The following is a 24,210-nucleotide window of genomic DNA, read 5'->3' as shown; positions in this document are numbered from 1 at the left end:
CATAATAACAGAGATTCAGCAGCTTGATAGCAAACCTGTATGTCCTCCATATGATCATGCAGGTTATGTTAGAAAAAATGCCATACTTTTTATATCCTAAGTTATACTTCTATTATGACTGTTAAATTTTGAAAAAGATGGCCAAAGAATATTATTTATCCGATGAGATCGAAGAGATAGTACTCGCGAGTACTGTATTGTCTTACTCTCGGTCCGATTTATCATCAAAACGCTTCAATGATTTAAAAAATGGGAAAATTCCTTGGGAAGCGGAACTGGATTTAAACGGTTTAAACGTTGAATCTGCGCGTAAGAGCTTATATCAATTTATCCAAACTCAAATAAAAAGTAATAAACAATGCATTCTTATTATTCATGGCGCGGATAATTCTCAGGACAAACCGCCTTTAATGAAAAATCTGGTTAATCGGTGGTTGCCTCAGATCAATGACGTATTGGCATTTCATAGTGCCAAGCCCAAGGATGGTGGTTCTGCGGCTGTTTATGTCTTGCTGGGCTCAGTATTTCATGTCGAGTTACCCACACGTTTACCTTCCAATCGAAGTGAAAGTACTTTTTTAGTGGCTGAAACAAAAGCAATGGAAAGGCGCAGACGTTTGGCTGAGCAGCAGGGAGAGAGGAGATTTGCTTCTGTTAAAGCACGTGAACATCCTGAAGAAGAAATCAAGGTTGCTCCAGAGGGGGAGTTGCAAAACAGTATATTGCAACATCCCGAATTGAACAGCCAGCGTTTCGATGGAATAGATCCTAATTTAAACCCTGAACCGCCGCTCAATACTGAAGCCCGGAGGGAATTTGATAATGAGAGAAGAGAACAGGATAAAGAAAAACAATTACGTTTAGGCAATATGCCAAAATTTACTACAGCACCTACCCCCCGGGGGCCCTAAATGAGTATTGCAAACGATATTATCAGTCATAGAATGCCTGATTTTGATGCTTATCTGCGCGCAGGGGAGTCTTTGGATGATATCGATGAATATGGTTTTACTCCCCTCATAGAGTGTGCCATTACACGACAAATTAAAATAGCGGAGCAGTTAATCGCTCGAAAAGTTGATATTAACAAGTCAGATGTCACAGGACGTACTCCTTTACATTGGGCAGTGGACAATAATGATTTGGATATGACCAAACTTTTGTTAACCTATGGCGCTGATCCTAATGCTTACACTCGCAATGGTCTTTGTGTTTTGGTTTACCCGGTTTTGCGTGGCCAAGATGCAATAAAGCAGTTGTTGTATCATCATGGTGCGAAACTTGATTTTGCTCTTGATTTTATTAATGCCAAATTGATTGGCCATCGATTTGAATTGCAAGGTGATGTGGATATTGTCAATGCGCAAGGTGAATTCATCGAACTTGATTATGAAGGGTTTATTTTGGAATTCACAGTTGCTGTTGTAAAAGACTCATTGCGGAGATTCATCAGTAGTTATTCAACCCGACATTTAAGGGATTATTTTCCTTATATTCATAATATTATGGATGCTTTTACTGACGCGGCAGAGTTATTGCAATATCAACATCATCCCAGACTTGGCGAACAGCATTTCAACCGTATCGCTGCTTTGTTAAAAACCCCCATGCTGATTCTTCCTGCAGCAAGTCGTGGTCATGCCTTATGTTTTGTCCGTTATCACCAGTGGTGGGCAAAAATTGACAGGGGTGAAAACAGTTTGAAAGAAGGAAGCGTTAACATTTACCGAATAACCAGGCCAGAGGCACTGACCGTCAATTTTATTCATGACTTTTTATATAAAAAACAAAACAGACGATATTATCATCAAGTGATCAATCAGCAATTGGGATTGCTTCCTTTTGCTCAAATGCCAATTAGTTCTCAAATCAGCGGAAATTGTTCCTGGGCTAATGTACAGGCGGTTGTCCCAGTCGCGTATGCTATGCAAGAGCTAACCAGTTTAGAAAATTTTAATCCTGACATAGCTTTATCACTTTATGAAGAATGGGTCGAGTGGGATAAAGACAGGGCCCTTGATGAATGCATACAACGCTTTTATTTAGCTAGTCCAGAACGCAAGGCAAGTATTGCTGCAATATTGGGAGGTATTTTGTTTCAGGCTTGTGATCATGGTAAGAAGCATCATCTGGAAAGAGCAGAGAAAATTCTTAATATTTTGATATTAGATGAATATTATTATGTTTTGAGCAGTTATCTGGAAGAGTACTGTATTAAACGCTTAACCCGTAAAGGAAATAATTTATTGAAAATTCTGGACGATTGTGGAATTAATCCTAATATTGGTGTTAATCCTGTTGCAACGGGTCTATAAACAGAAATTTTCCGTTAATAATCTAATGGTTGTTGATTTGATGAGCCCCGCTTCTAAGCTGCAAGGCAATCAATTTCCCTTAATCACTTATCTATTTGACAAGGGATTATTAACTAACTGATATTAATTACAACCCGAATAGCCTGAAGTTTTAAAGTAGAGCTATTAATGAAATAATTACTCTCTGAAATTTTCTTTTTAAAAAACTCAATTTCTTCATGCCGAATGGCGGGATTAATTTTTTGCAGGGATTCCAGTCGATTAATTTCTTGAGAAGTCGTTAGCTCCATCATTGATTTTGCTTCTTCAACAAGTAATTTCATCTGAACTTCTGCGATTGTGTTGGTTTGTTGCAGAATAGATTCAATCTCTTCACGAACTTGTTTAATAACAGGGTAACCCAGATGACGTTTAAGTGGTTGACATAGATTATTAAGCTGTTCATAACTTAAAATGTTTGATAAGTTTTTACCAGTCGTATCCATCAAAATTCGAATTGGCAATGAAGAAATAAATCGGTCAAGTTGTAAATATTTAGGGGCTGAGGAATTTATGGTATAAAAAGTTTCCAGGAAAAGAGTCCCAGGTTTTATGCTTTTGATTGAAATGGTGGTCATGGTGGTGTTGCCAAGCTCTGACTCTAGAATCATTTCCATCGTGTCATAAACCATCGGGTGTTCCCAACTTAAAAACTCCATGTCTTCACGAACAAGGGCTTTAGAGCGAGAATAAGTGACTGTCATACCGTCTTCTTTTAGCCCCGGAAAGTGAGCAGTTTTCATGTGGTTACCAGGACGTAATATCTCGGCGTTCTCAGAATGATATTCCTGATCAATTCCATATTCCTGATACACTTGCGACATGTAATTTTCAAGTTCAAGACAATTTTCTTCTGCTTCTATCGCTTCAATTAGTTCTTTCCCTATAGCGTAGTTACAAGAATTTATCTCTAATAATCTATCTCTTCCCGCATTAAGGGCTTCTTTGATATGGTAAGTATGTAATTGGGTATCTGCAATAAGCTTCTCTAATGTGTGCTCGCTCGACTCCTGCATGGGATTGGACAAAATAGATGTTAGTCGATTTTCAAAAGTTTCAAAAATCGAAAAGCCAACGGAGCAGCTTTGTTGAAGAATATTGATTCCCTCGTGATACCAGCGAAACAGTTTTTCTTGTGCTGTACCTTCTAAATAGGGGACATGAATTTCAATAGGGTGATTTTGACCAATGCGATCCAATCGTCCGATTCTCTGTTCCAACAGATCAGGGTTTAATGGCAAATCAAACAAAACCAAATGATGAGAAAATTGGAAATTTCTTCCCTCGCTTCCTATCTCGGAACAAACAAGAACTTGCGCACCATTTTCATGTTCTGCAAAATAAGCAGCCGCCCTGTCTCGCTCGATAATGGTAAGTCCTTCATGAAAAACAGTACTGCGAATGCTCGTTTTTAATTTTAAATATTGTTCCAGACTGATGGACGTTTTTGCTTTTGCGCAGATTACCAGAATTTTTTCCGGGCGTAATTCATTAATTTTATTAACAAGCCATTTCACTCGGGGGTCATGCTCTATCCAGGAGTCATTATTAATCAAAGTTTCCGGGTAAAGGTGGATTAAGTTGGATTCCCTAATTATCTCGGAATAAAGGGTTGGGCAGGTTAATCCTACTGGGCGCACTATTCTTTCAGGAAATCCTTTGATGGCGGCTCGCGTATTGCGGAAAAGTACTCGTCCTGTACCGAATCTGTCAAGTAACTCTTTGATGGCAGCATTAATGCCAGTAGGAGCCTCTTTACCCAAGAGTTGTTTTAAATGAGAGTGGAGTTGAGAGTTTAACTCATCTACTCCATTTTTTTCCTTATAGTCAATGAGATCTTGAACTATCTTATTAATTTTATGGTATTGTTTTTCTTCATTTACAAAGGCTGAAAAATCATAAAAACGCGCCGGATCAAGAAGGCGAAGACGAGCGAAATGGCTCTTTATTCCAACTTGTTCAGGAGTGGCAGTAAGAAGAAGCAGGCCTGTGCTTCGAGCGGATAATTCTTCAATGAAGGTATATTGAGGACTTTGTGAGTTTTCTGACCAATAGAGATGATGAGCCTCATCTACTACCAGAAGATCCCATTGTACAGCCAATGCCTGCTGACGTGCTGTTTCATTTTCCATAAGGAAATCCAGGCTAGTTAATATCAGTTGTTCGCCTTCAAACAGATTGCCATCCTCTGATGCTAATTCAGCTGGATTGTTGTTATCTTCTGACTCATCATGCGTGGTTGCTACGACATCGTATTGATTTTGACCAATGATAGAGAAATGCAGATTGAACCGCCTTAACATTTCAACAAACCACTGGTGAAGCAATGAATTTGGAACAATGATCAGCACGCGTGAAGCACGGCCGGTATGCAGTTGATAATGTAAAATCATTCCCGCTTCAATGGTTTTCCCCAAACCAACCTCATCAGCAAGCATCACTCTGGGTGCAAATCTTTGAGCTACCTCATAAGCGATATAGATTTGATGAATAAGATGGTTTGTTCGTGAACCTAATAGACCTCTTGCTTTAGATTGTTGTAATCGACCTAAATGCTCTAAGGTTTTAATTCTAAGCTTAAAGGCGTTCAGTTTGTCTAATAATCCGCTGAAGAGTCTTTGTTGCGGGGAATTAAGTTTGATGAAACAGTTAAGTGCCAGTTCACTAACTTGAGTCACATTTCCCAAGTCGTCGTTTCCTGTATACAGTAAAACACCATCTTGTTCCTGGATGGAAGTTATTTTTATTTTTTGCTGATCATTGGTAAGGATTTCTTCACCTGTTTTATAGACTATGCGGCTTAGTGGCGCATTATCTATAGCGTAAATTCTATCCTCTCCAGCTGCCGGGAAACTGATAGAAACTTGTCTGCCATCTACTTCAGTAATAATACCTAAACCCAGTTGTGATTCGGTGTTACTTATCCAGCGTTGACCAATGCAAAATGTCATTTAGAGAAACTTCCTCATTATTAAATAATCAAAAATGAACTGTATCTTTTTATGCGTGATTGTATCAATTTTTGATATAAGTTACAGAAATAATTTTGGCGACAAATAGACTAAGTTATTTTTATTTTGTTTGTTTGAGAAGACAAAATTGAAATTTTAAATAAAAGAAAAAATATTATGCCATCTGATATGGTATGAAGAATATTAATTCATAAAGAACATTAAAAAATCAAAAGATGATAATGTTTCATTTTGACTTAGTATTTGAATTTTCAGAACTTTTTTTTGGTTGGTTTATTAAAATAAAATTTAATTGTAAAAAATGCAAGAATTACTTGTCTTATTGATAATTTATGATTAAAAATGGACATCTAAGGAAGATTTTTAATCGTAAGGAGTAAATATGGCTACTAATGAAACAGAGCTTCAAGTATTGATCCAACATGATAGCAAATCAACAATCACTACTTCTAGCTTGGACAGTACTGAAAAAGATCCTAAGGCAAGTACTGACACTCCTGAAGTTGAAAACGGTAGTCTCGCCCAAATCATTGATACCCAAAAACAACTTAGCCAGGTTAAAGAAAGCCTGGAATCAATAGTAGACAGTATAGCTGAGAATCCCAGTTTAATTACTCGTGCTGCCTCTGCCTGGGGTGAACTACCTATGTGGCAGAAAGTTACAGGTGGTATTGTTCTGACAGCACCTACTTTGGCAGTAGGATTATTTGCCCACATCGGTGTTTTATTAGTAATAGGGGGAGTAACAGGAATAACCTATACAGCAGGTGCAATTGTTTTGGATGACCACCATACTTGCAATGTGAATATTGCCAAACGATTAAAAGAAGGACTTTTTGGTTTGGCAGATCTGTTACAAATTACGATTGAGGCATTGGATTCAATTCGCAAAAAGTTTGCCGAGGAAATAGAGAAATTTAAGAATGAAAATCTCAGATTAACTGATAACATCGATAGGCTGGGCAATGAAGTGGAATCACTGAGTGCTCAAGTAGAGTTATATATTGAAATTGAGAAAATGCTCCGTAAAGATACAAGTGAAATGGAGAAAACCGTCAAAAAACTTCAAGAATCTACCACAAAACAAACGGATTTATTGGAAAAGAATCAAAAAGAGCTATCAAAAATAAGAAAGGAATACGAAAAAAGCCAATTGCAGCTGGCCGAAAAAATAGCTGAATTACATGAAGTCAGATTGTCCTTAGGTCTGGAAGTTGAAAAGGCTAAAACAGTGGCGAGAACATTGGAGGGAACAGTCCAGACATTGACAGGAACAGTTATTGCTGATGAAGAGCAACGTGTCACATTTCAAAAGAAACTGGATGGGTTCCTTAATGAGAAGCAAGTCAGCTTTGACCAAGTTGCGGAGCGAATTTGTAAGGCAGAAGAAGAACTTAAAACAGTCAAAGAAGAATTAAGAAAAAGCAATGAGCGCTATAGTGAATTATTAAAGCGTCAGGAGCAACAAGTTGAACGCTTGGAAAAATTGGGTTTACCTAAATTAGATAAAGTACATAGATTGGATAAAGTAGTAGACAAAGAAAATGTTAAACCCAGCAATGACCCTGTTCATGCAGGTTTGCTTTCCCATGGAATTTATAGTTCACCCAAAGGTAAAGTTTCCCAACCTAAAGTAGAGGTGGTAGAAGATAATCAGACTATTGCTTTAGTTAATTAAGAGAAGGGCATAAGGAACAAGAACCAGGCTTCTTTTAAAGGTTACAATTTTAAAATCAGTATCCTGACAATAAAATGCACCCTGTTTTATCCGAAAATCCAGAGGTTGCCTGGATTTTGCGGATAAATTTTCATTGAATAATGAATGGGTACATAATTAATATACCCTATTTCTCCTCTTGCTCTTTAGCCAGTATGGCTTCCCTTTTTTTGTTGCCTTCATTTTTTGCAGGGATTGAACGATTGCCTTGTTGGCCACCATGACTTTGCTGATTCGTGTTGGATTTCTTTCGTTGTTGGCTTGTGTTGGCAGTAGCATTGGTATTACCTGAGGAAGAACGTTGCTGACCTCCGCCTGAACGACGTCTACGATTTGGGTTGCTGCCTTGTTGACGTTTGTCTCCTCCTGAGTTTTTGGAAGACGTGTGTTTTCCTTGATTTTGAGCGCGATGATGATGTTTTTTACCGGGTTCTTGAGTTGCGGTATGGGCAGCTGCTGAATGACCGCCAAATAAACTGGTCCATAATCGTTTAATGAAACTGGTATGAGGGTGTTTGATGGCCCTGTGCTCGGCAAATGATTTAACAGCAGGTTCGTCATGGGACGCCGGCTCTTTATCACTGCTGGGAACCTGTACTTCAGGTTGTTGAATCAAAGAGTAACTTGGTTTTTTAGATTTCCCTACATTGTCTTCTTTCAGACGAGTAATCGTATATTGTGGGGGGTGCAAATAAGGATTCGCAATAACAACGACACTGACGCTATGCCTTTTTTCAATATCTCTGATAAAATTGCGTTTTTCATTCATAATGAACGTGGCCATTTCTGGTGGTAATTGCACTTGAATCTCAGCTGTTTTTTCTTTGAGCGCTTCTTCTTCAATAAGGCGGGTAATCGATAAGCCATGAGACTGTATACTACGTACAGTTCCTCTTCCCTCACAACGAGGGCAAACTTCCTGGGCAGTTTCTCCTAATGATAATCGGAGGCGTTGCCGTGACATTTCAAGAAGACCAAAACGTGAAATTCGTCCGACTTGAATTCTGGCTCTATCGGCTTGCAGCGCTTCTTTGAGCCGATTTTCAACTTCTCTTTGATTTTTACTTGAACTCATGTCAATAAAATCAATAACTACCAGGCCACCTAAATCACGCAGGCGAAGCTGACGAGCAATTTCATCAGCTGCTTCAAGGTTGGTATTTAATGCAGTCGCTTCAATATCGGCACCGCCTGTAGCCTTGGCAGAGTTAATATCAATTGATACCAGAGCCTCAGTTCTATCTATGACTAAGGCACCTCCAGAAGGAAGCATGACCTGGCGTTGGTAAGCTGTTTCAATTTGGCTTTCAATTTGATAGAAATTAAAAAGAGGGATACTACTGTTATAGAGTTTTAGATTAGGTAAAAACTCTGGTTTTACGCGTTCAATATATTGTTTTGCTTTGATATAGGAGATTTGATCATCAATAATAATTTCACTGATGGATTTTCGCAAATTGTCGCGTATGGAACGAATAATGACATCGCCCTCTTGATGAATCAGACAAGGAGCCAGTTCTGAATTATAAGCTTCCTTGATGGATTGCCACTGATTGCAAAGCATGTTTAAGTCATCTTGCAGCTCTTCCAGGCTTTTCCCAACACCTGCGGTGCGAATAATAAGCCCCATGTCTTCAGGAAGGGTTAAAGCATTTAATGTTTCACGTAATTCATCTCTTTCTTCACCTTCAATGCGTCTTGATATTCCTCCAGAATGAGGGTTGTTGGGCATTAAAACGAGGTAACAACCTGCCAGAGTAATAAAAGTCGTCAGAGCTGCTCCTTTATTCCCCCTTTCTTCTTTATCCACCTGGATAAGTAATTCTTGGCCTTCACGGATAAGGCTGGTAATTGGAGGTTTCTCATCTCCAAACTCTTCCGGGTTTTTGCTTAAATATTCAGGCGCTATTTCTTTTAGGGGTAAGAAACCTTGACGTTTGGAACCATATTCAACGAAAACAGCATCAAGACTAGGTTCTCTTCTTGTGACAATAGCTTTATAAATATTACCTTTTTTCTTTATTTCTCCTGGGCATTCAATATCCAGATCAAATAATTGATTGTTTTTAATGAGTGCAACACGAATTTCTTCTGTTTGCATTGCATTGATTAGCATTTTTTCCATGTATAACCCCATATTTAGGGCGCATGCATTTACATCGAGATAGTGTAAGGCTCTATAAAGCGTATGATCATTTCTACAGTTTTCTTGCCACCAAGTTAATTTTCCTGGTTCCACATCTTGCATTCATATTAAATGTGCTGAGAGAGGGAGTCAGAAAATTAATGTCCTGGTCTCTATTATTCTGGCGAAACGATAACAGCCTATTTCCTAATTGCTCAATTTTGTTTTTGAAATACAATTTTATTGAGCAGGTAGGGTGAGGAACTTTAAGCTGACCCATGACCTTGTTGACAGACCGTACGCATGTTACCTCAATAGTTAAAGGTGCACACTGTATGATGTACCGTTTACAGATTAAGTGGGTTGGAAAAAAAAGGCCTTTCATCAGGCGTGCAAAAGCCCGGCAATAATTCGTAATTGGTATAAAGCATGTCTGGCATGCGTAGGTATCTGTCGAAATAATTATCAATTTTACTCTGGTATTGGGTCGCTTCCTTATATCTTCGACTTAAATGGAAGCGCATCTTGTTTTTTCTTCCAAGCATCTGCTCATGCTCATCAAGATGAAAAAACAGGGGTAATTCTTTAACTTGTGGTTCAAGTTCTTATTGAATCCAACCTGTTTTATATTCGCTTGAGCAGTTGCTTCTTTAGTTTGATTTGCTATCAAATTAGCTAAATTTATGCTATTCTGTTAATTTTTCATTCTTGATTAATGATGAAAAATTAAGATGAATGCAAGTATTTTAACTAATTAATTACAAATCTTTTATCGATTATGAATCGATTATTAAACTATTTTTCTATTTATACGTTATAATTCGGTCGTAAGGGATTTTCCCGTACGATATCTAATCATATCAAAAAAATCACGCTCAGAAAACAGGTTTATTGACAATGAGTGAAGTAAGTTATAAAGAAATTAGCTCTGAAGAGAATGGGCAGCGTTTGGATAATTATCTGATTCGAATTTTAAAAGGAGTCCCTAAAAGCCATATTTATAGGATTATTCGTGGCGGCGAGGTTCGGATTAATAAAAAAAGAGCACAAGCTAACAGTCGCTTACAAATTGGAGACAGTATAAGAATACCGCCAATTCGAATGACTGATTCTAAAGAAATTTTTGTAAGTGATAATTTGGCAAAACGCTTGAAGGATAGTATCATTTTTGAAGATTCTTCCTTGCTAGTAATTAATAAACCAGCAGGTATTGCAGTACATGGTGGTAGTGGTTTAAGCCTGGGGGTTATTGAAGCTTTAAGAAAGACCAGGCACGATTTATCCTATTTGGAATTGGTACATCGATTGGATAGGGAGACTTCCGGTTGTCTTTTATTAGCTAAAAAACGAAGTACATTACGAGCTATTCAAGCGCTATTGGAAGCCCGCGAAGTGCAAAAAACTTATTGGGCTTTATTAACGCATCATTGGGACGGTAAAAAGAAAATCACAATTACAGCTCCTCTCGAGAAGAACACATTGAAATCAGGGGAAAGAGTTGTTTCCGTTCAGAAAGATGGTAAGGCATCAGAAACAGATTTTAAATTGTTGGAAAATTATCATCAGGCCTGTTGGGTAGAAGCCTCTCCTAAAACAGGACGGACACATCAAATTCGCGTTCATAGCGCTTACTTTGGTCATGTCATTGTTGGTGATGAAAAATATGGTGCTAAGGTGGGTGAGGTGGATGGTGTAGACTATCAACAGAATCGTCTTTATCTGCATGCAAGGTCTATTCAATTCAATCTGAATGGAGTAATGCAGGTATTTCAAGCTGATGTAGACGACGGATTTGGAAATACTTTAAAGCAACTACGTGCAAGGAGCTTATTGAGCTATGAGTAGTGCATATCAATTAGTAATTTTTGATTGGGAAGGCACGATTGCTGATACATTGGGAGTGATTTTACATACTGTTGCTACTGAAGCCAAAATGTTGGGCTTTGGTGATATCGACCCCTATCAAGCAAGAAAATACGTAGACTTGGGCTTGGTTCAAGCAGTAAAAAAGACATTGCCCAATCTAACTGCAGGGCAACAGGAAGATCTGTTACAAGCGGTACAGTCTGCGATGATTTCTCGACCTACAGAAGTGCGTTTAATACCTGGGGTATTAGAATTTATCAAGCAGCTTCATCAAGCAAAGGTTGATTTGGCTATTGCTACAAATAAAGGCCACAATTCTCTAATCCGTGCTCTTCAGGCAACTGGGCTTGATAAAATATTTAAAGTGACACGTTCTGCTGGACAAGTACCGGCAAAACCTTGTCCGCAAATGCTTGAGGAAATTATGGAGGAATTCGGGAGAGATCCTTCATCAACTTTGATGATAGGGGATTCTGCAACGGATATGGAAATGGCAAAAAGAATCAATGTTAATGCTATAGGCATGGATTTTTACCATCAGCAAGAGGAAGAGCTTAAAGCAGCGGGTGCTTTAGCTGTATTTGATGATTATAAGTTATTGTCAGCTTATCTGATGTTGCCAGAAGAATAGAATAGGGGGATGTTTAGCAGTGAGTACATTAACCAGTTTGCCTAATATATTAACCTTGATGCGGATTTCAATCATCCCTATATTCATCATGGTATTTTATTTTCCATTCAAATGGGCTCATCCTACTGCTGCTGTTCTTTTCGCTATTGCAAGCATTACCGATTGGTTGGATGGTTATTTTGCGCGTAAACTTGAAATGATGTCTCATTTCGGTGCTTTTCTTGACCCCGTCGCTGATAAGTTATTGGTATCGACAAGCTTGTTATTGTTAGTTGGAGCAAAGGATATTAATTATATCACTATACCTGCTATCGTAATCGTTGGACGAGAAATTGTAATTTCAGCCTTACGCGAGTGGATGGCAGAAGTTGGAAGCCGTGCTAGCGTTGCAGTTGGATATATAGGGAAAGTTAAAACTTCTTTACAAATGATCGCTTTGGTATTATTGCTGGCATTTAATCCCCTTGTTTCCTGGTGGGGGAGTTTAGGGTTTGTTCTTCTTTATGTGTCTGCTATTTTGACGATTTGGTCTATGGTGATTTATTTGGCTATTGCCTGGCCAGAGTTAATGAAAAAAAGTTAATTTTGCTGTTGACAGGGTATTTATTTTCGGTAGAATCTCATCCCGTAGAGACGCGGGAATAGCTCAGTTGGTAGAGCATAACCTTGCCAAGGTTAGGGTCGCGAGTTCGAGTCTCGTTTCCCGCTCCAAATTTAAGCGACATCAAAGTCGCTTTTTTTTTAGAGCAATAGCGAAGTATATAGATTTGAGGCTGTGTGGCAGAGTGGTCATGCAGCGGCCTGCAAAGCCGTGTACGCCGGTTCGATTCCGGCCTCAGCCTCCATTAAAAAATAGTGAATGCCCAGGTGGCGAAACAGGTAGACGCAAGGGACTTAAAATCCCTCGGTGGTAACACCATGCCGGTTCGATTCCGGCCCTGGGCACCAAATTTTGGCTTTTCCCCAAATCCGGGGGCACTTTACTCATCCACAAAGCACTCTAACTCTTAATCTATAATTTTAAAAATTTCCAAACCCATAAGCACGGCGTTGAATCAATTTCATCTTTCGATGAAACCCTTCAGCAAGCGTAGGTCGGGCCTTGGCCCGACAATTCCTTGACTCATAGATATATGCAAAAAGCAATTATAACCAGTGATTTGGCTTTCTCGGATACATTACACACGACAAATCAGTTTAATGCTGCCAGGCCAGGGTGTCTAAAAATCCATGATAATTGAATTTGCAACGCGTAATCACACATAAATGAAACCAATGCGCAAAATGCTAACTTGGTTTTAGTGTTTTTCAACTATAGGGGATACATTGTTCAGATCACAGGCCAAATATGAGTAATACCTTGGTAAAAACCAGCCTAATTTTTGAAGCAGTGCTTGTATTTTGTTGTGTGTAAATTGATTCTTGTCAATTGAGAAGACTAACTCATTCTGCTCGGTTTCTGGGAGATAGACGAGCTTGATTTTGGCGTCGTTGATACCGAAATGCTGCATGATGGCTTCAAGTAATTTTATTGAGGTATTGGGCAGGATCTTCGCTGGAACATCGCTGATGAGGATATCAGTTCCTTCGCGGATAATATGTGCATGTGCTTTATCTGTTTTGAAGGGATGATTCTCTGGTTCAGCAAACGTACGATAGAGATGGAAACCTAAGACGTCGCCATAACTTAGATCGATAGCATGTTTTGGATTACGTGCTTCGATGGCTATGCCAACCCCTTCGTTGATTAAGAACGTATCGATGAGCTCAGGAATGGTATAGCTTGTTATGTTGCTGCCATCTTCAGGGATGGTTTCAGTAAACTCAAGGTTATAGTAGGTGAGACCTGCGGAATTAAAGATAATCTGAGGTTCACCACTAGTGAAGATAGCGTGGGGTAGGCACGTTATTAGACGATTATACCAAGCATCTTGTCTGTTGGTATTTTCGATTTCAAACAATGCTCTTAGCTCTTGAGTGGCTGAAACGGAAGCGGCTTTGTTTTTGGATGTATCCATAGAGTATATTTTCTTTTAAAAAATGTATTGTATCAAAATAAGACAATGAATAATATGAACCGTTCCAAAATCCCATAATTATGAAACTCCAGCTATTAGATATCCACAGATTCTGTGGATAAGTATGTGGGTTGTCTGATGATGAATTATTAATAAGTTTTTTAAAATCTTTAGGCTTCAATCTTGGCCTTTTCTGTAAGTGCTGTACAATACTAACTTTAATCCAGCTTGATACGATTATGTATAAACCATTGGCTCTTTTTATCGGATTACGTTATACGCGTTCACGCAAGAAAAATCACTTTGTTTCTTTTATTTCCCTAAGTTCCATGTTAGGTATAGGCATGGGGGTGATGGTATTAATCACTGTTTTATCAGTGATGAATGGTTTTGATCAGGAAATTCATCGTCGATTTTTTGGGATGGCACCCGAAATTACCATTACAGGTCCTGATGAAAAATTAAGTGATTGGCCGCAACTGGTTAAAAAGGTTGAAACCATTCCAGGGATAAAGGCAATTGCACCTTATGTTGGAAGTCAAGGTTTATTGACTCACGAAGGTCAGGTTTTGCCTATCGTTCTAACGGGTATTCTGCCAGAGAAAGAACAATCAGTAACCCATCTTAATAATAAACTACTGGCAGGTAATATGAATAATCTGAAACATTTTGGGATTATTCTTGGAAAAGGCCTTGCGGATAGTCTTGGAGTGATGATTGGAGATAAGGTTACGATAATGATCCCGCAAGCAACGGTAACTCCTGCGGGGATGATTCCTCGTTTCAAGCGCTTTACTGTTGTAGGCGTTTTTTCTGCGGGTACAGGATTTAATTTCGATACAAAATTAGCATTTATAAATATCGAAGATGCTCAAAAATTAATGCAATTCGACAAGAATGATGTTTCAGGCATAAAGATGAAAATCAATAACGTCTATAAAGCACCTGAATTGTCTTATGAATTATCTGATCGTTTGGGAGAAGGGTATCAAGTAGGCAATTGGACCCAGCAATTTGGGGCTTTTTTTGAAGCAGTTAAAATGGAAAAAACAATGATGTTTATGATTTTATTGCTTATTATCGCTGTAGCAGCCTTTAATTTGGTGTCTTCTCTAGTGATGGTAGTCAATGACAAACAAGCAGAAATTGCTATTTTAAGAACTATTGGCGCTACTCCTTCTACCATTTTATGGGTTTTTATTGTACAGGGAATGATGGTTGGTCTGGTTGGCACGGTTCTCGGGTTATTAGGAGGTTTGGTGTTGGCTAATAATGCAACGGAGATAGTTAATGCGTTGCAGTCCTTTTTCCAGGTGAAGGTGTTGTCTTCAAGCATCTATTTTGTTGATTATTTGCCTTCTAAAATTATGTTTCGTGATCTGTGGCAAGTTTGTGCCATGGCATTATTAATGAGTTTTGCTGCAACCATTTATCCCGCCTGGCGAGCATCAAGGACAGTCATTGCGGAGGCTTTACATTATGAATGACATCATTTTAACCAGTCAAAAACTGTATAAGTCATATCATGATGGTACTTCTACAGTCGAAGTATTAAAAGGAGTTGACTTAACTATAACAAAAGGGGACCGAATCGCTATTATCGGACCATCAGGTTCTGGAAAAAGCACTCTTTTGCATTTATTGGGGGGGCTGGATAAACCAACCAGTGGCGCCATTACCCTTGGCGATGTCAATTGGCAAAAAATTAATGAAAAGCAGCGTTGTCAATTGCGTAATCAACAATTAGGATTTGTTTATCAGTTCCACCATTTGTTGCCTGAGTTTACGGCACTTGAAAATGTGATGATGCCGTTATTACTGGGGGGGATGGCGGTAAAAAATGCGGAAGAAAAAGCGATTAATATGCTGGAACAGGTAGGGCTTAAACCAAGGCTCGCGCATAAACCTGCTCAGTTGTCTGGAGGAGAAAGACAAAGAGTTGCCATAGCGAGAGCTTTGGTGCATCAACCACATTGTGTTCTGGCTGATGAGCCGACTGGGAATTTGGATGAGGCAACAGCCCGGAAGGTGTTTGATTTGATGTTGGATCTTAATAAAAAAATGAATACCGCTCTGGTAATAGTGACCCATGATCAGCGGATTGCAGAACGAATGGACAGAGTATTAATTTTGCATGAAGGTGTGTTGTATACGAGAGAATAAAAATAAGATAAGGAGTGTTAATAATGGATGAAAAAATAGATATAACAGTTCAGAAGGAAGAGTTTACAAGCACTATTGATGATAAAGAAAAAGTCAAACCATTATCAAAGCCCAAGTGTAGTATACCTGTAAGGTCGCATAGAAGAGGGTTTTCTATTTTTTTACCCCCCTCAGGCGACCCTTCAAAAGATCCTGCTTCTCAAGAGACAAGTAACAAAGGATTTCTACCCGGTTCTAATTTCAATAGGGAATATTATGATACAGTGGATGCAGGAGGACCGCTTGCGAGAACTCCGGAGGATGAGATGTTAGAAAAAATATTTTCGCCAAGAAATAGACGGCGATTGCTGTCTGAGGGGAACCAACCTCAACAACAAACAGCTGAAGTTGAGGAAGATTCTTTAAGCGCCTTATCGATTTAATAATCGGCATGGCCTGGTGTGCGAGGGAATGGTATTACATCTCGCACATTGGATACTCCAGTAACATAGCTGATAAGGCGTTCAAAACCCAATCCAAATCCGGCATGAGGAACAGTGCCATAACGACGCAAGTCTCTATACCATTGATAATGTTCTTTATTCAGGTTGCACTCGTCCATGCGTCTATCCAGTATTTCCAAGCGCTCTTCGCGTTGGCTGCCACCAATAATCTCCCCAATACCCGGAGCTAAAACGTCCATGGCAGCTACCGTTTTCCCATCATCATTAAGGCGCATGTAAAAGCCTTTAATTTCTTGCGGGTAATTTGTCACAATGACAGGTTTTTTGCAAAGTACTTCAGCTAGGTAGCGTTCATGCTCTGATTGCAGATCTAGTCCCCAGCTCACTGGAAACTCAAATTTTTGCTCACTCGCCTCAAGTGCTTTTATGGCATCGGTATAGGTCATAATTTCAAATTCAGAATCCGCAATATGTTCCATGCGCTCTATGCATCCTGGAGCAACAAATTGATTGAAAAAGTCCATATCATCTGCACGTTCTTCAAGAACGGTTTTACAGAGATAACGCAGCATATTTTGGCTGAGTTTACAAATATCTTCGAGATTTGCAAAAGCGATTTCTGGTTCGATCATCCAGAATTCAGCCAAATGTCGGCTTGTATTGGAGTTTTCCGCTCGAAATGTTGGTCCAAATGTATAGACTTTGGACATGGCCATACAATAGGCTTCGACATTTAATTGGCCAGAAACAGTTAAGAATGTTTCTCTGCCAAAAAAATCCTTACTGAAATCAATTTGTCCTTTATCATTTTTAGGTATATTTAATAAATCCAGAGTAGATACTCTGAACATTTCTCCTGCCCCCTCACAGTCGCTGGCAGTAATAATAGGTGTATGAACCCAAAAAAAGCCTTGTTCATGATAAAAACGGTGAATGGCTTGTGCCAATGAATGGCGCACTCTGGTGACAGCGCTTATGGTATTGGTTCTGGGGCGCAGGTGAGCCACTTCTCTTAAAAATTCAAGAGTATGGCGTTTGGCTTGAATAGGGTATGTATCGGGATTTTCAACCCATCCCACCACTTCAATAGATTCGGCCTGGATTTCAAAAAATTGCCCTTTTCCTTGTGATGCTACCAATTTTCCAGTCGCTATCATTGAGCAGCCAGCAGTTAATTTTATAACTTCTTTGTGGTAGTTGGATAACTGATCGGTAGCGACGATTTGTATGGGAGAAAAACAAGAGCCATCATGAAGGCTGATGAAGGACAAGCCAGCTTTTGAATCTCTTCGGGTTTTCACCCATCCTCTTACCGTAACGGTTTCATCAATACTGATTTCGCCGTCGAGACATTGTTTTATAGTAAAGACTTCTGTCATTATATACTCCAAAATCGAAAACGATTGATTCAGGGCTTAGGAAATATTCCACTCCTTTGAGGGGCTGATTTTGCTCCCATTTGCAGTATTTCCTAAACCCTGAATTAAAATGTGATGATACACTAAATAAAATCCGTGGGGGAACACCATGTTGCAAAGAGTTTTACTCGTATTGCTATGTTTTTTTTCTTTTTTAGCCAGTGCCAGCGATACTGTTCTAAAATTATACAGGCCTTTTGGTGAAGTTTTTGAACAAGCACCACCTGTCATTAAAAAAATAATGTCTGGTCAATGTTATGAACAATCCCGGATAATTATACGTGAAGATGCGTGGCGTTGTCAGGCTGAAGGCCAATTATTTGATCCCTGTTTTGTGAAAGCAGGTAGTAAAAAAATGGAGGCTGTATGCCCTCAATCACCATGGGTTGGTGATAGTGTGCAAATTAACGTAGCGTTACCTTTGAATAACGAACATCATAAGACCTTGGATATGTCTCGCGCTTTTCCCTGGGCTATTGAATTGGTTAATGGCGAGTATTGTTTGGCTATAAACTCTAATGAACAATATGATTCAATGCCTGTAAGGTACCGTTGCAGCAATCAAAATGTTTTAATTGGTTACCTGCAACGATGTAAAACAGCCTGGAGTATGTTGGAGAAAACCCCTAAAGGGGTGATCACGGTGGAGTTGCGAAGGGCATGGTTTTAGGATGACTTGGCTTCTGGTGCCGCATCATGGAATGCCGGTAGAGTTAGACAATACTCATTGATTTCATTGATTATTGGGTAATTCACCATATCAAAATGAAATCGTTGGGCATTGTAAACCTGGGGGATCAAACAAACATCTGCCAGGCTAACGTCACTTCCAAAGCAGACTGGCTTGTCGCGCTCCAAAGCTCCAAGTTTTTCCTCAAAAGCATCAAATCCTGTTTTTAACCAATGGTGATACCACTCAAGTACCTGTGCTTCATTGGCTTTAAATTGCTCTTTTAAGCGATTTAGCACTCTTAAATTATTGAGAGGGTGCATATCACAAGCAATAATTAAAGCCACTGATTTGAGAGTGGCTTTCATAAAAGGGTCTTGAGGAAGCAATGGTATCTCTGGATAGATTTCTTCCAAATAATCAATGATGGCCATTGATTGGCTCAGGATATGTCCATTGATGTCCAGGCTGGGAACGAGTTCTTGAGGGTTTATTTGATGATACTTAAGACTATGCTGTTCGCCTCCATTATTAACCAGATGCACTTCAATTTTTTCGTAGGCAATTTTTTTTAGGTTAAGAGCGATTCTTACTCGATAGCATGCAGTAGAGCGGAAATAATCATATAGTATCATAAGGAATCCAGATCGTATTTTGTCACTATTTGGTCAATGGAGCCAAATAGGGAATACTCTTGATCATCCAGCATTTCTATACGAATTCGATCTCCAAATCGCATAAAGGGTGTTTTTGCCTGTCCGAACTCTATCATTTCCAGCATTCGCTTTTCAGCGATACAAGATGAACCTTTGCTGCGGTCGAGGTTGGATACAGTTCCTGAACCTATAATCGTGCCTGCAGTTAAAAACCTTGTTTTAGCCGCATGCTGTATCAGTTCAGGAAAAGAGAAGGTCATATCAATTCCGGCATTGGGTTGGCCAAATAATTGTCCATTCAAATGGCTAATCAATGGCAAATTCACGCGTTGACCATCCCAGCAGGAACCCAGCTCATCTGGAGTAATCGCTACCGGGGAGAAGCTGCTGGCAGGTTTTGATTGGAAGAACCCAAAGCCTTTTGCCAGTTCATCCGGTATAAGATTACGCAGAGAGACATCATTAACCAGCATCAAAAGTTTTATATGATGGGTAGCGTTTATATGATTAATCCCCATGGGAACATCATCGGTGATAACGGCTACCTCAGATTCAAAATCAATCCCATAGGCTTCTGAGCTTACTAAAATAGGATCACGAGGCCCCAAAAAAGCATCAGAACCCCCTTGATACATGAGTGGATTAGTCCAAAAATCAGCGGGCATTTCTGCCCCTCTGGCTTTACGAACCAATTCGACATGGTTTACATAAGCGCTGCCATCGGCCCATTGATAGGCGCGGGGTAGTGGCGAGGCGCATCGCTCGGGATCAAAAGCAAAGACATCTTCAATTTGATTATCATTTAACTGTTGATAAACCATTTGTAACTTAGGTTCAACAACATCCCAATGATCCAGAGCATATTGAAGTGTTGATGCGATATGAGGAACGCGTACTGCAGTAGTTAATAATCTGTTGACAATGCAGAGTTCTCCATCGCGAGAACGAGTTGACTTCAAACTGGCGAGTTTCATAACAATCTCCTGGCTTATGCCTGAAAAACATCATTATTACATTTCAACGGTTTTTCTAGGTCAATTCTTTTAAAGTACCACGTCGAACTTGATCTCTTTCAATGGCTTCGAATAAAGCCTGGAAATTCCCTTCACCAAATCCCTGATTGCCTTTACGTTGAATAATTTCAAAAAAGACTGGTCCAAAGATATTTTCAGTGAATATTTGTAGCAATAAGCCGTCTTTGGGATCTGCTTCTCCGTCGATTAAAATTTTCTCAGCATGGAGTTGATTCAGTGGCTCCTTGTGCCATGGGAGACGGTCATTAATCATCTCATAGTAAGTATCCGGCACATCCAGGAATTTGACCCCTTGTTTTCTTAAGCCGTTGACTGTTTTATAAATATCATTGGTATTGAGAGCAATGTGTTGAATCCCTTCGCCATGATATTCATGAAGAAACTCTTCAATTTGTGATAAATCATCTTTGGATTCGTTTAAAGGAATTTTGATTTTGCCACAAGGACTACCTAATGCTCGACTGACCAAACCAGTCATTTTTCCTTTGATGTTAAAAAAACGAATTTCCTGAAAATTAAAAATGGAAGCATAAAAACTGGCCCATTTATCCATATTACCACGATAAACGTTATGGGTGAGATGATCGATTGAGGTCAGGCCATTTCCAACAACGGGTTCTGATGAGGTCATATTCCATTCATTAGAGAAAGGTTGGTGTTCCTCATCCACAAAATAGATAACACTACCGCCAATAGCCTGGATAGCTGGCAAACCGTGATTGGCATGAGGAGCATCCTGAAATGCAGTACCGCCATGCGCAATAGCGTATTGAAAAGCGGCTTTGGCATCTTTTACTTTAAAGCCCATTGCACAAGCGCCTGGGCCATGAGTTGAAGCATGGGCTTCTGCCTGGCAATCAGGAGCAGCGTTCACTATAAATTGTATTTCCCCCTGTTTGAAAAGGGTAATGTCTTGATTTTTATGGTGGGCAACGGCCTGAAATCCCATTTCAGAAAATTGTTGATGTAATTTGTTCCTATCAGGGCCTGAAAATTCTAAAAAGGCAAAGCCATCTAATCCGCAGGGGTTGTTATTTTGCATTATCAGATTCTCCTTGTACTTATTTACATAGCAATGCAGTGTATTGCTTGCCGGGGATTTTACAGATTAAATGGGCTGCACCAGAAACATCCCATCAGCTATAGCTAACAAACTGACAAAGACCCTTGAGTCATTTTTAATCACTTGATTTAATTTTTTAATTTCTCTGGTTTGACCACTGGTATCATTTGGATCAATTACTTTACCATCCCAAAAAATATTATCTATGGCAATTAATCCTTTAGGTGTAACCAACTTTAAAGCCAGTTCATAGTAATTCAGATAATTGGTCTTGTCAGCATCAATAAAAATGAAATCAAATTGATGCTCTCCTCCTCCAGTAAGTAGTGAATGTAAAGTATCCAGGGCAGGTCCAAGACATAATTTAATTTTATGTTCCTGCTTTGCCTCACGCCAATAAGGATGAGCATGCTTTGTCCAGCCCTCATTAATATCACAGGTGATCAGTTGCCCATCGTCAGGCAAAGCAAGGGACATGGCCAAGGCACTATAACCTGTGAATGTACCAAGTTCCAATACCTTCTTTGCGCCAATCAAACGTATGAGCATCTGCATAAATTGAGCTTGCTCAGGAGCTACCTGCATATTGGCGAGTTCCATAGTGGATGTTTCTTTGCGTAATGCTGTAAGAGCAGGATGTTCACGCAAGGAAACATCAATCAGGTATTCATACAACTCTGGAGTAAGGGATAAATGCTTCATAAACGGTATCCAAATTAAGCCAATTTTTCCTTAGCCAAAGTATCAGCAATCTCGCTAGTAGGTAAATTATCTTTAGCAGAGCGGGTAAAAATTTCAGTCAGAGAGGTATAAATGCTATCAATTTGCTCGCTTACCTTATCTTCAGGGGTTTGCAAGTATTTAGAGGCAGCAAATATCAAGCCACCTGCATTAATAACATAATCCACAGCAAACAAAATACCTTTTTCGTGTAAAATCTTGCCATGGTAAGTGTGTGCGAGCTGATTATTGGCAGCTCCAGCAATAATACTGGTTTGTAACTGAGGAATAGTGAGATCATTGATAATCGCCCCCAAAGCACAAGGAGCAAATACATCGCATGGTACTTTATGGATAATGTCAGTGCTGACTGCCTTGGCTCCCAACTCTTGAACTGCCATGTTCACAGCAGCAGGTGAAATATCAGCAACAGTTAATGTCGCGCCCAATTCGTGTAATTGCCTTGCCAGAGCATAGCCAACATGCCCCAAACCCTGAATAGCAATATGCAGACCTTTAAGCGAGTCTTTACCTAATTTAAAGGCAACAGCAGCCTGAATTCCTCTTAACACACCCTTAGAGGTAGAAGGAGACGGGTCTCCATTATATCTGGATAAGCTGGCGACATAGTCAGTATGCTCAGCAATAATGTCCATGTCACTTAATTCAGTACCGCTATCCAAAGCGGTGATGTACCTGCCATTTAATTCATTGACAAATTCACCAAACCGATGCATGTACTCAGTTCGATTAAACAAACCCTTAGGTTTAATAATAACCGATTTTCCACCACCCAAAGGTAAATTGACCGAAGCAGCCTTAAAGCTCATTCCTCTGGCAAGACGCATAGCATCCTTCAAAGCAGCAGCAGTACTAGGATATTCAATAAATCGACAACCACCCAAAGCAGGCCCCAATTTGGTGCTATGAATTGCAATCATAGCCTTCATACCTGTTTGCGGATCCACCTTAAAATGTAAATCACCAAATCCATGAGACAATGCGTATTCGAGGAAATCTTCTTCAGCCAAAACCTGGTTATCATTTTTAATATTGTCAACAGACATCATTTTTTAAGCTCCTCTTGCAATAATTTTGGGAGAAGTTATAGATCTATTCGTCAATTAAATCAATGTAATTCTTAGCAAACGGCCGTATTTGGCGCATCTTGAGAAAAAAACATTCTAAAAAATGCTCATGTACTTCAATGTACACTGCGCTTTTTTATCCTGTTTGTTTTCTCAACCTGCACTCAAATCCGACCGTTTGTTGGTGATGCCGTATTTGGCGCATCTTGAGAAAAAAACATTCTAAAAAATGCTCATGTACTTCAATGTACACTGCGCTTTTTTATCCTGTTTGTTTTCTCAACCTGCACTCAAATCCGACCGTTTGTTGGTGATGCCATATTTGGCGCATCTTGAGAAAAAAACATTCTAAAAAATGCTCATGTACCTCAATGTATACTGCGCTTTTTTACCCTGTTTGTTTTCTCAACGTGCACTCAAATCCGACCGTTTCCTAGAAATGCCGCATAGGATTTGATTTTGGGTGATAATCGCCTCATTAATTTAAGTGATTATGGTTCAAACTGCTGTGGTGTCTTCTGGTTTGCTGGTATACACTAATTCCAATAGAAACATTATGAATGGAGCATATTATGAGAAAAATCGCCTGGATGCTGGGTTTAATGGTCTTAACTCCTTTTGCTTGGGCTGATGATGAGACACCTGATTTGGTGCTTGATAAGATTTTTTTTCAAGTTTCTGCCAAAAAATGGGTTACTACCCAAACAGCGTTATTAAATGTCAGTATCAATGCCACACTAAGTAATGCTGATTTAGTGAAAGCACGCGCTGACATAATGGATAGCTTAAACAAAATTGCTAAAGGGGAGTGGCATTTGGTGCAATTTGATCGTTCTCAGGATAGTTCTGGTCTTGAGAAACTTTATGTACAAGCTCAGGCACGAGTCGATCAATCTGTTCTGACCAATATTTACCAAAATGCCAAATCAGTCAGTAAACCGGGAGCTCAATATGAGATCAGTGGCGTAGAGTTCAAACCCAGTTTGGAAGAGACTCAGGTTGTACGTGCCAAGATTCGTGAACAGCTTTACCAGCAAGTGAATGATGAACTAGATCGTATGAATAAAGCCTATCCCAAACAAAATTATTCTGTCAGTAACCTGGTTTTTGTCGAAGGAGACAGTATTCCCCAGCAACCAAGAGCTTATCAAGCGAAAGAAATGAATGCTTTAACTATGGCTGCTGCTCCGGCACCATTGACAGTAAGTAATGAATTGATATTGACCGCTATGGTAGAGGCAGCATCCAATCGTAAGCAGGGAGATTAATTTG

General features: G+C 39.5%; 20 protein-coding genes, 3 tRNA genes and 1 pseudogene. 14 read left to right on the top strand and 10 right to left on the bottom strand.

The genetic code is table 11. The features are described from left to right. Positions 1-137: 137 nt before the first annotated feature. Together EL201_RS11540 and ankH are read left to right on the top strand one after the other, a co-directional pair. Positions 138-911, top strand: coding sequence for a Smr/MutS family protein (locus EL201_RS11540; RefSeq protein ID WP_027222395.1), 774 nt, complete (start codon positions 138-140; stop codon positions 909-911). Beyond that, positions 912-2,315 (top strand): Dot/Icm T4SS effector AnkH/LegA3, encoded by a 1,404-nt coding sequence (gene ankH, locus EL201_RS11535; protein WP_027222394.1) that lies wholly within the window; start codon positions 912-914, stop codon positions 2,313-2,315. It abuts the gene before it with no gap. Positions 2,316-2,428: 113 nt separating this feature from the next. On the opposite strand, the gene rapA is transcribed toward ankH, so the two are convergent. Next, on the bottom strand, positions 2,429-5,305 hold the full coding sequence (rapA, locus tag EL201_RS11530; RefSeq protein WP_027222393.1) for an RNA polymerase-associated protein RapA: 2,877 nt from the start codon (positions 5,303-5,305) through the stop codon (positions 2,429-2,431). A gap of 403 nt (positions 5,306-5,708) precedes the next feature. Between rapA and EL201_RS11525 the strand changes: the two genes are divergently transcribed. After that, the gene (locus tag EL201_RS11525) at positions 5,709-7,004 is read left to right on the top strand and encodes a LegC2/C7 family Dot/Icm T4SS effector (RefSeq protein WP_027222392.1); all 1,296 of its coding nucleotides are present in this window, start codon (positions 5,709-5,711) and stop codon (positions 7,002-7,004) included. Between the two features lie 166 nt (positions 7,005-7,170). Here EL201_RS11525 and EL201_RS11520 read toward each other — a convergent pair whose 3' ends face one another. Further along, complete coding sequence (locus tag EL201_RS11520; protein WP_032828980.1) at positions 7,171-9,168, bottom strand: Rne/Rng family ribonuclease; 1,998 nt, start codon at positions 9,166-9,168, stop codon at positions 7,171-7,173. Positions 9,169-10,065: 897 nt separating this feature from the next. On the opposite strand from EL201_RS11520, the gene EL201_RS11505 reads away from it, so the two are divergent. The 6 genes from EL201_RS11505 (at position 10,066) to EL201_RS11480 (ending at position 12,613) form a co-directional block, all read left to right on the top strand. Beyond that, complete coding sequence (locus EL201_RS11505; protein ID WP_027222390.1) at positions 10,066-11,013, top strand: RluA family pseudouridine synthase; 948 nt, start codon at positions 10,066-10,068, stop codon at positions 11,011-11,013. After that, on the top strand, positions 11,006-11,665 hold the full coding sequence (locus EL201_RS11500) for an HAD family hydrolase (RefSeq protein ID WP_027222389.1): 660 nt from the start codon (positions 11,006-11,008) through the stop codon (positions 11,663-11,665). Before EL201_RS11505 ends, EL201_RS11500 begins: the two co-directional genes overlap by 8 nt. 19 nt (positions 11,666-11,684) lie before the next feature. Then, positions 11,685-12,248 carry a CDP-diacylglycerol--glycerol-3-phosphate 3-phosphatidyltransferase gene (gene pgsA / locus EL201_RS11495; protein WP_027222388.1) on the top strand — a complete coding sequence of 188 codons (564 nt, stop codon included), beginning with the start codon at positions 11,685-11,687 and terminating at the stop codon, positions 12,246-12,248. A gap of 52 nt (positions 12,249-12,300) precedes the next feature. Further along, positions 12,301-12,376, top strand: a tRNA-Gly gene (locus EL201_RS11490). Positions 12,377-12,436: 60 nt separating this feature from the next. Then, positions 12,437-12,510: transfer RNA gene (locus EL201_RS11485), tRNA-Cys, on the top strand. 16 nt (positions 12,511-12,526) lie between these two features. Then, positions 12,527-12,613: transfer RNA gene (locus EL201_RS11480), tRNA-Leu, on the top strand. A gap of 72 nt (positions 12,614-12,685) precedes the next feature. Here EL201_RS11480 and EL201_RS11475 read toward each other — a convergent pair. After that, a pseudogene (locus tag EL201_RS11475) lies at positions 12,686-12,754 on the bottom strand (transposase); the annotation flags it as partial. A gap of 209 nt (positions 12,755-12,963) precedes the next feature. Further along, positions 12,964-13,683: a hypothetical protein gene (locus EL201_RS11470; protein ID WP_027222387.1), complete on the bottom strand. Its 720-nt coding sequence runs from the start codon at positions 13,681-13,683 to the stop codon at positions 12,964-12,966. A 239-nt stretch (positions 13,684-13,922) separates the two neighbouring features. Here EL201_RS11470 and EL201_RS11465 point away from each other — a divergent pair, with 239 nt between their 5' ends. From EL201_RS11465 to EL201_RS11455, 3 genes are read left to right on the top strand one after another with little or no spacing between them, the layout of a single operon-like run. Beyond that, positions 13,923-15,170, top strand: coding sequence for a lipoprotein-releasing ABC transporter permease subunit (locus EL201_RS11465; RefSeq protein WP_027222386.1), 1,248 nt, complete (start codon positions 13,923-13,925; stop codon positions 15,168-15,170). After that, a complete protein-coding gene (gene lolD, locus EL201_RS11460; protein ID WP_027222385.1) occupies positions 15,163-15,846 on the top strand; it encodes a lipoprotein-releasing ABC transporter ATP-binding protein LolD in 684 nt (227 codons plus the stop codon). Before EL201_RS11465 ends, lolD begins: the two co-directional genes overlap by 8 nt. Before the next feature lie 23 nt (positions 15,847-15,869). After that, positions 15,870-16,268: a hypothetical protein gene (locus tag EL201_RS11455; RefSeq protein WP_027222384.1), complete on the top strand. Its 399-nt coding sequence runs from the start codon at positions 15,870-15,872 to the stop codon at positions 16,266-16,268. Here EL201_RS11455 and asnS read toward each other — a convergent pair. After that, the gene (gene asnS, locus EL201_RS11450; protein WP_027222383.1) at positions 16,265-17,668 is read right to left on the bottom strand and encodes an asparagine--tRNA ligase; all 1,404 of its coding nucleotides are present in this window, start codon (positions 17,666-17,668) and stop codon (positions 16,265-16,267) included. The two genes, EL201_RS11455 and asnS, sit on opposite strands and share 4 nt — an antisense overlap. Before the next feature lie 148 nt (positions 17,669-17,816). Between asnS and EL201_RS11445 the strand changes: the two genes are divergently transcribed. Further along, positions 17,817-18,377 carry a hypothetical protein gene (locus EL201_RS11445; protein ID WP_027222382.1) on the top strand — a complete coding sequence of 187 codons (561 nt, stop codon included), beginning with the start codon at positions 17,817-17,819 and terminating at the stop codon, positions 18,375-18,377. Here the strand turns inward: EL201_RS11445 and maiA are convergent. The 5 genes from maiA to EL201_RS11420 form a co-directional block, all read right to left on the bottom strand. Beyond that, on the bottom strand, positions 18,374-19,012 hold the full coding sequence (maiA, locus tag EL201_RS11440; protein WP_027222381.1) for a maleylacetoacetate isomerase: 639 nt from the start codon (positions 19,010-19,012) through the stop codon (positions 18,374-18,376). The genes EL201_RS11445 and maiA overlap by 4 nt on opposite strands. Further along, complete coding sequence (locus EL201_RS11435; protein ID WP_027222380.1) at positions 19,009-20,007, bottom strand: fumarylacetoacetate hydrolase family protein; 999 nt, start codon at positions 20,005-20,007, stop codon at positions 19,009-19,011. Before EL201_RS11435 ends, maiA begins: the two co-directional genes overlap by 4 nt. Positions 20,008-20,062: 55 nt before the next feature. Next, on the bottom strand, positions 20,063-21,109 hold the full coding sequence (gene hppD / locus EL201_RS11430; protein WP_027222379.1) for a 4-hydroxyphenylpyruvate dioxygenase: 1,047 nt from the start codon (positions 21,107-21,109) through the stop codon (positions 20,063-20,065). A 66-nt stretch (positions 21,110-21,175) separates the two neighbouring features. Next, positions 21,176-21,832, bottom strand: a complete 657-nt coding sequence (locus EL201_RS11425) for a class I SAM-dependent methyltransferase (RefSeq protein WP_027222378.1) — start codon at positions 21,830-21,832, stop codon at positions 21,176-21,178. 14 nt (positions 21,833-21,846) lie between these two features. Further along, positions 21,847-22,920, bottom strand: a complete 1,074-nt coding sequence (locus tag EL201_RS11420) for a Leu/Phe/Val dehydrogenase (protein WP_027222377.1) — start codon at positions 22,918-22,920, stop codon at positions 21,847-21,849. Positions 22,921-23,510: 590 nt separating this feature from the next. On the opposite strand from EL201_RS11420, the gene EL201_RS11415 reads away from it, so the two are divergent. Beyond that, positions 23,511-24,206, top strand: coding sequence for a hypothetical protein (locus tag EL201_RS11415; RefSeq protein ID WP_027222376.1), 696 nt, complete (start codon positions 23,511-23,513; stop codon positions 24,204-24,206). The last annotated feature ends 4 nt before the right edge of the window (positions 24,207-24,210 follow it).

Origin of the sequence: Legionella pneumophila subsp. pascullei, assembly GCF_900637585.1 — a bacterium.
Taxonomy (GTDB): domain Bacteria; phylum Pseudomonadota; class Gammaproteobacteria; order Legionellales; family Legionellaceae; genus Legionella; species Legionella pascullei.
This window is presented reverse-complemented; position numbering and strand designations above follow the sequence as displayed.

Excerpts from the sequence above, each read along its gene's own strand:
- EL201_RS11540 (WP_027222395.1), top strand. The coding sequence starts at position 138 with ATGGCCAAAGAATATTATTTATCCGATGAGATCGAAGAGATAGTACTC.
- ankH (WP_027222394.1), top strand. The coding sequence starts at position 912 with ATGAGTATTGCAAACGATATTATCAGTCATAGAATGCCTGATTTTGAT.
- rapA (WP_027222393.1), bottom strand. The coding sequence starts at position 5,305 with ATGACATTTTGCATTGGTCAACGCTGGATAAGTAACACCGAATCACAA.
- EL201_RS11525 (WP_027222392.1), top strand. The coding sequence starts at position 5,709 with ATGGCTACTAATGAAACAGAGCTTCAAGTATTGATCCAACATGATAGC.
- EL201_RS11520 (WP_032828980.1), bottom strand. The coding sequence starts at position 9,168 with ATGGAAAAAATGCTAATCAATGCAATGCAAACAGAAGAAATTCGTGTT.
- EL201_RS11505 (WP_027222390.1), top strand. The coding sequence starts at position 10,066 with ATGAGTGAAGTAAGTTATAAAGAAATTAGCTCTGAAGAGAATGGGCAG.
- EL201_RS11500 (WP_027222389.1), top strand. The coding sequence starts at position 11,006 with ATGAGTAGTGCATATCAATTAGTAATTTTTGATTGGGAAGGCACGATT.
- EL201_RS11470 (WP_027222387.1), bottom strand. The coding sequence starts at position 13,683 with ATGGATACATCCAAAAACAAAGCCGCTTCCGTTTCAGCCACTCAAGAG.
- EL201_RS11465 (WP_027222386.1), top strand. The coding sequence starts at position 13,923 with ATGTATAAACCATTGGCTCTTTTTATCGGATTACGTTATACGCGTTCA.
- lolD (WP_027222385.1), top strand. The coding sequence starts at position 15,163 with ATGAATGACATCATTTTAACCAGTCAAAAACTGTATAAGTCATATCAT.
- EL201_RS11455 (WP_027222384.1), top strand. The coding sequence starts at position 15,870 with ATGGATGAAAAAATAGATATAACAGTTCAGAAGGAAGAGTTTACAAGC.
- asnS (WP_027222383.1), bottom strand. The coding sequence starts at position 17,668 with ATGACAGAAGTCTTTACTATAAAACAATGTCTCGACGGCGAAATCAGT.
- EL201_RS11445 (WP_027222382.1), top strand. The coding sequence starts at position 17,817 with ATGTTGCAAAGAGTTTTACTCGTATTGCTATGTTTTTTTTCTTTTTTA.
- maiA (WP_027222381.1), bottom strand. The coding sequence starts at position 19,012 with ATGATACTATATGATTATTTCCGCTCTACTGCATGCTATCGAGTAAGA.
- EL201_RS11435 (WP_027222380.1), bottom strand. The coding sequence starts at position 20,007 with ATGAAACTCGCCAGTTTGAAGTCAACTCGTTCTCGCGATGGAGAACTC.
- hppD (WP_027222379.1), bottom strand. The coding sequence starts at position 21,109 with ATGCAAAATAACAACCCCTGCGGATTAGATGGCTTTGCCTTTTTAGAA.
- EL201_RS11425 (WP_027222378.1), bottom strand. The coding sequence starts at position 21,832 with ATGAAGCATTTATCCCTTACTCCAGAGTTGTATGAATACCTGATTGAT.
- EL201_RS11420 (WP_027222377.1), bottom strand. The coding sequence starts at position 22,920 with ATGATGTCTGTTGACAATATTAAAAATGATAACCAGGTTTTGGCTGAA.
- EL201_RS11415 (WP_027222376.1), top strand. The coding sequence starts at position 23,511 with ATGAGAAAAATCGCCTGGATGCTGGGTTTAATGGTCTTAACTCCTTTT.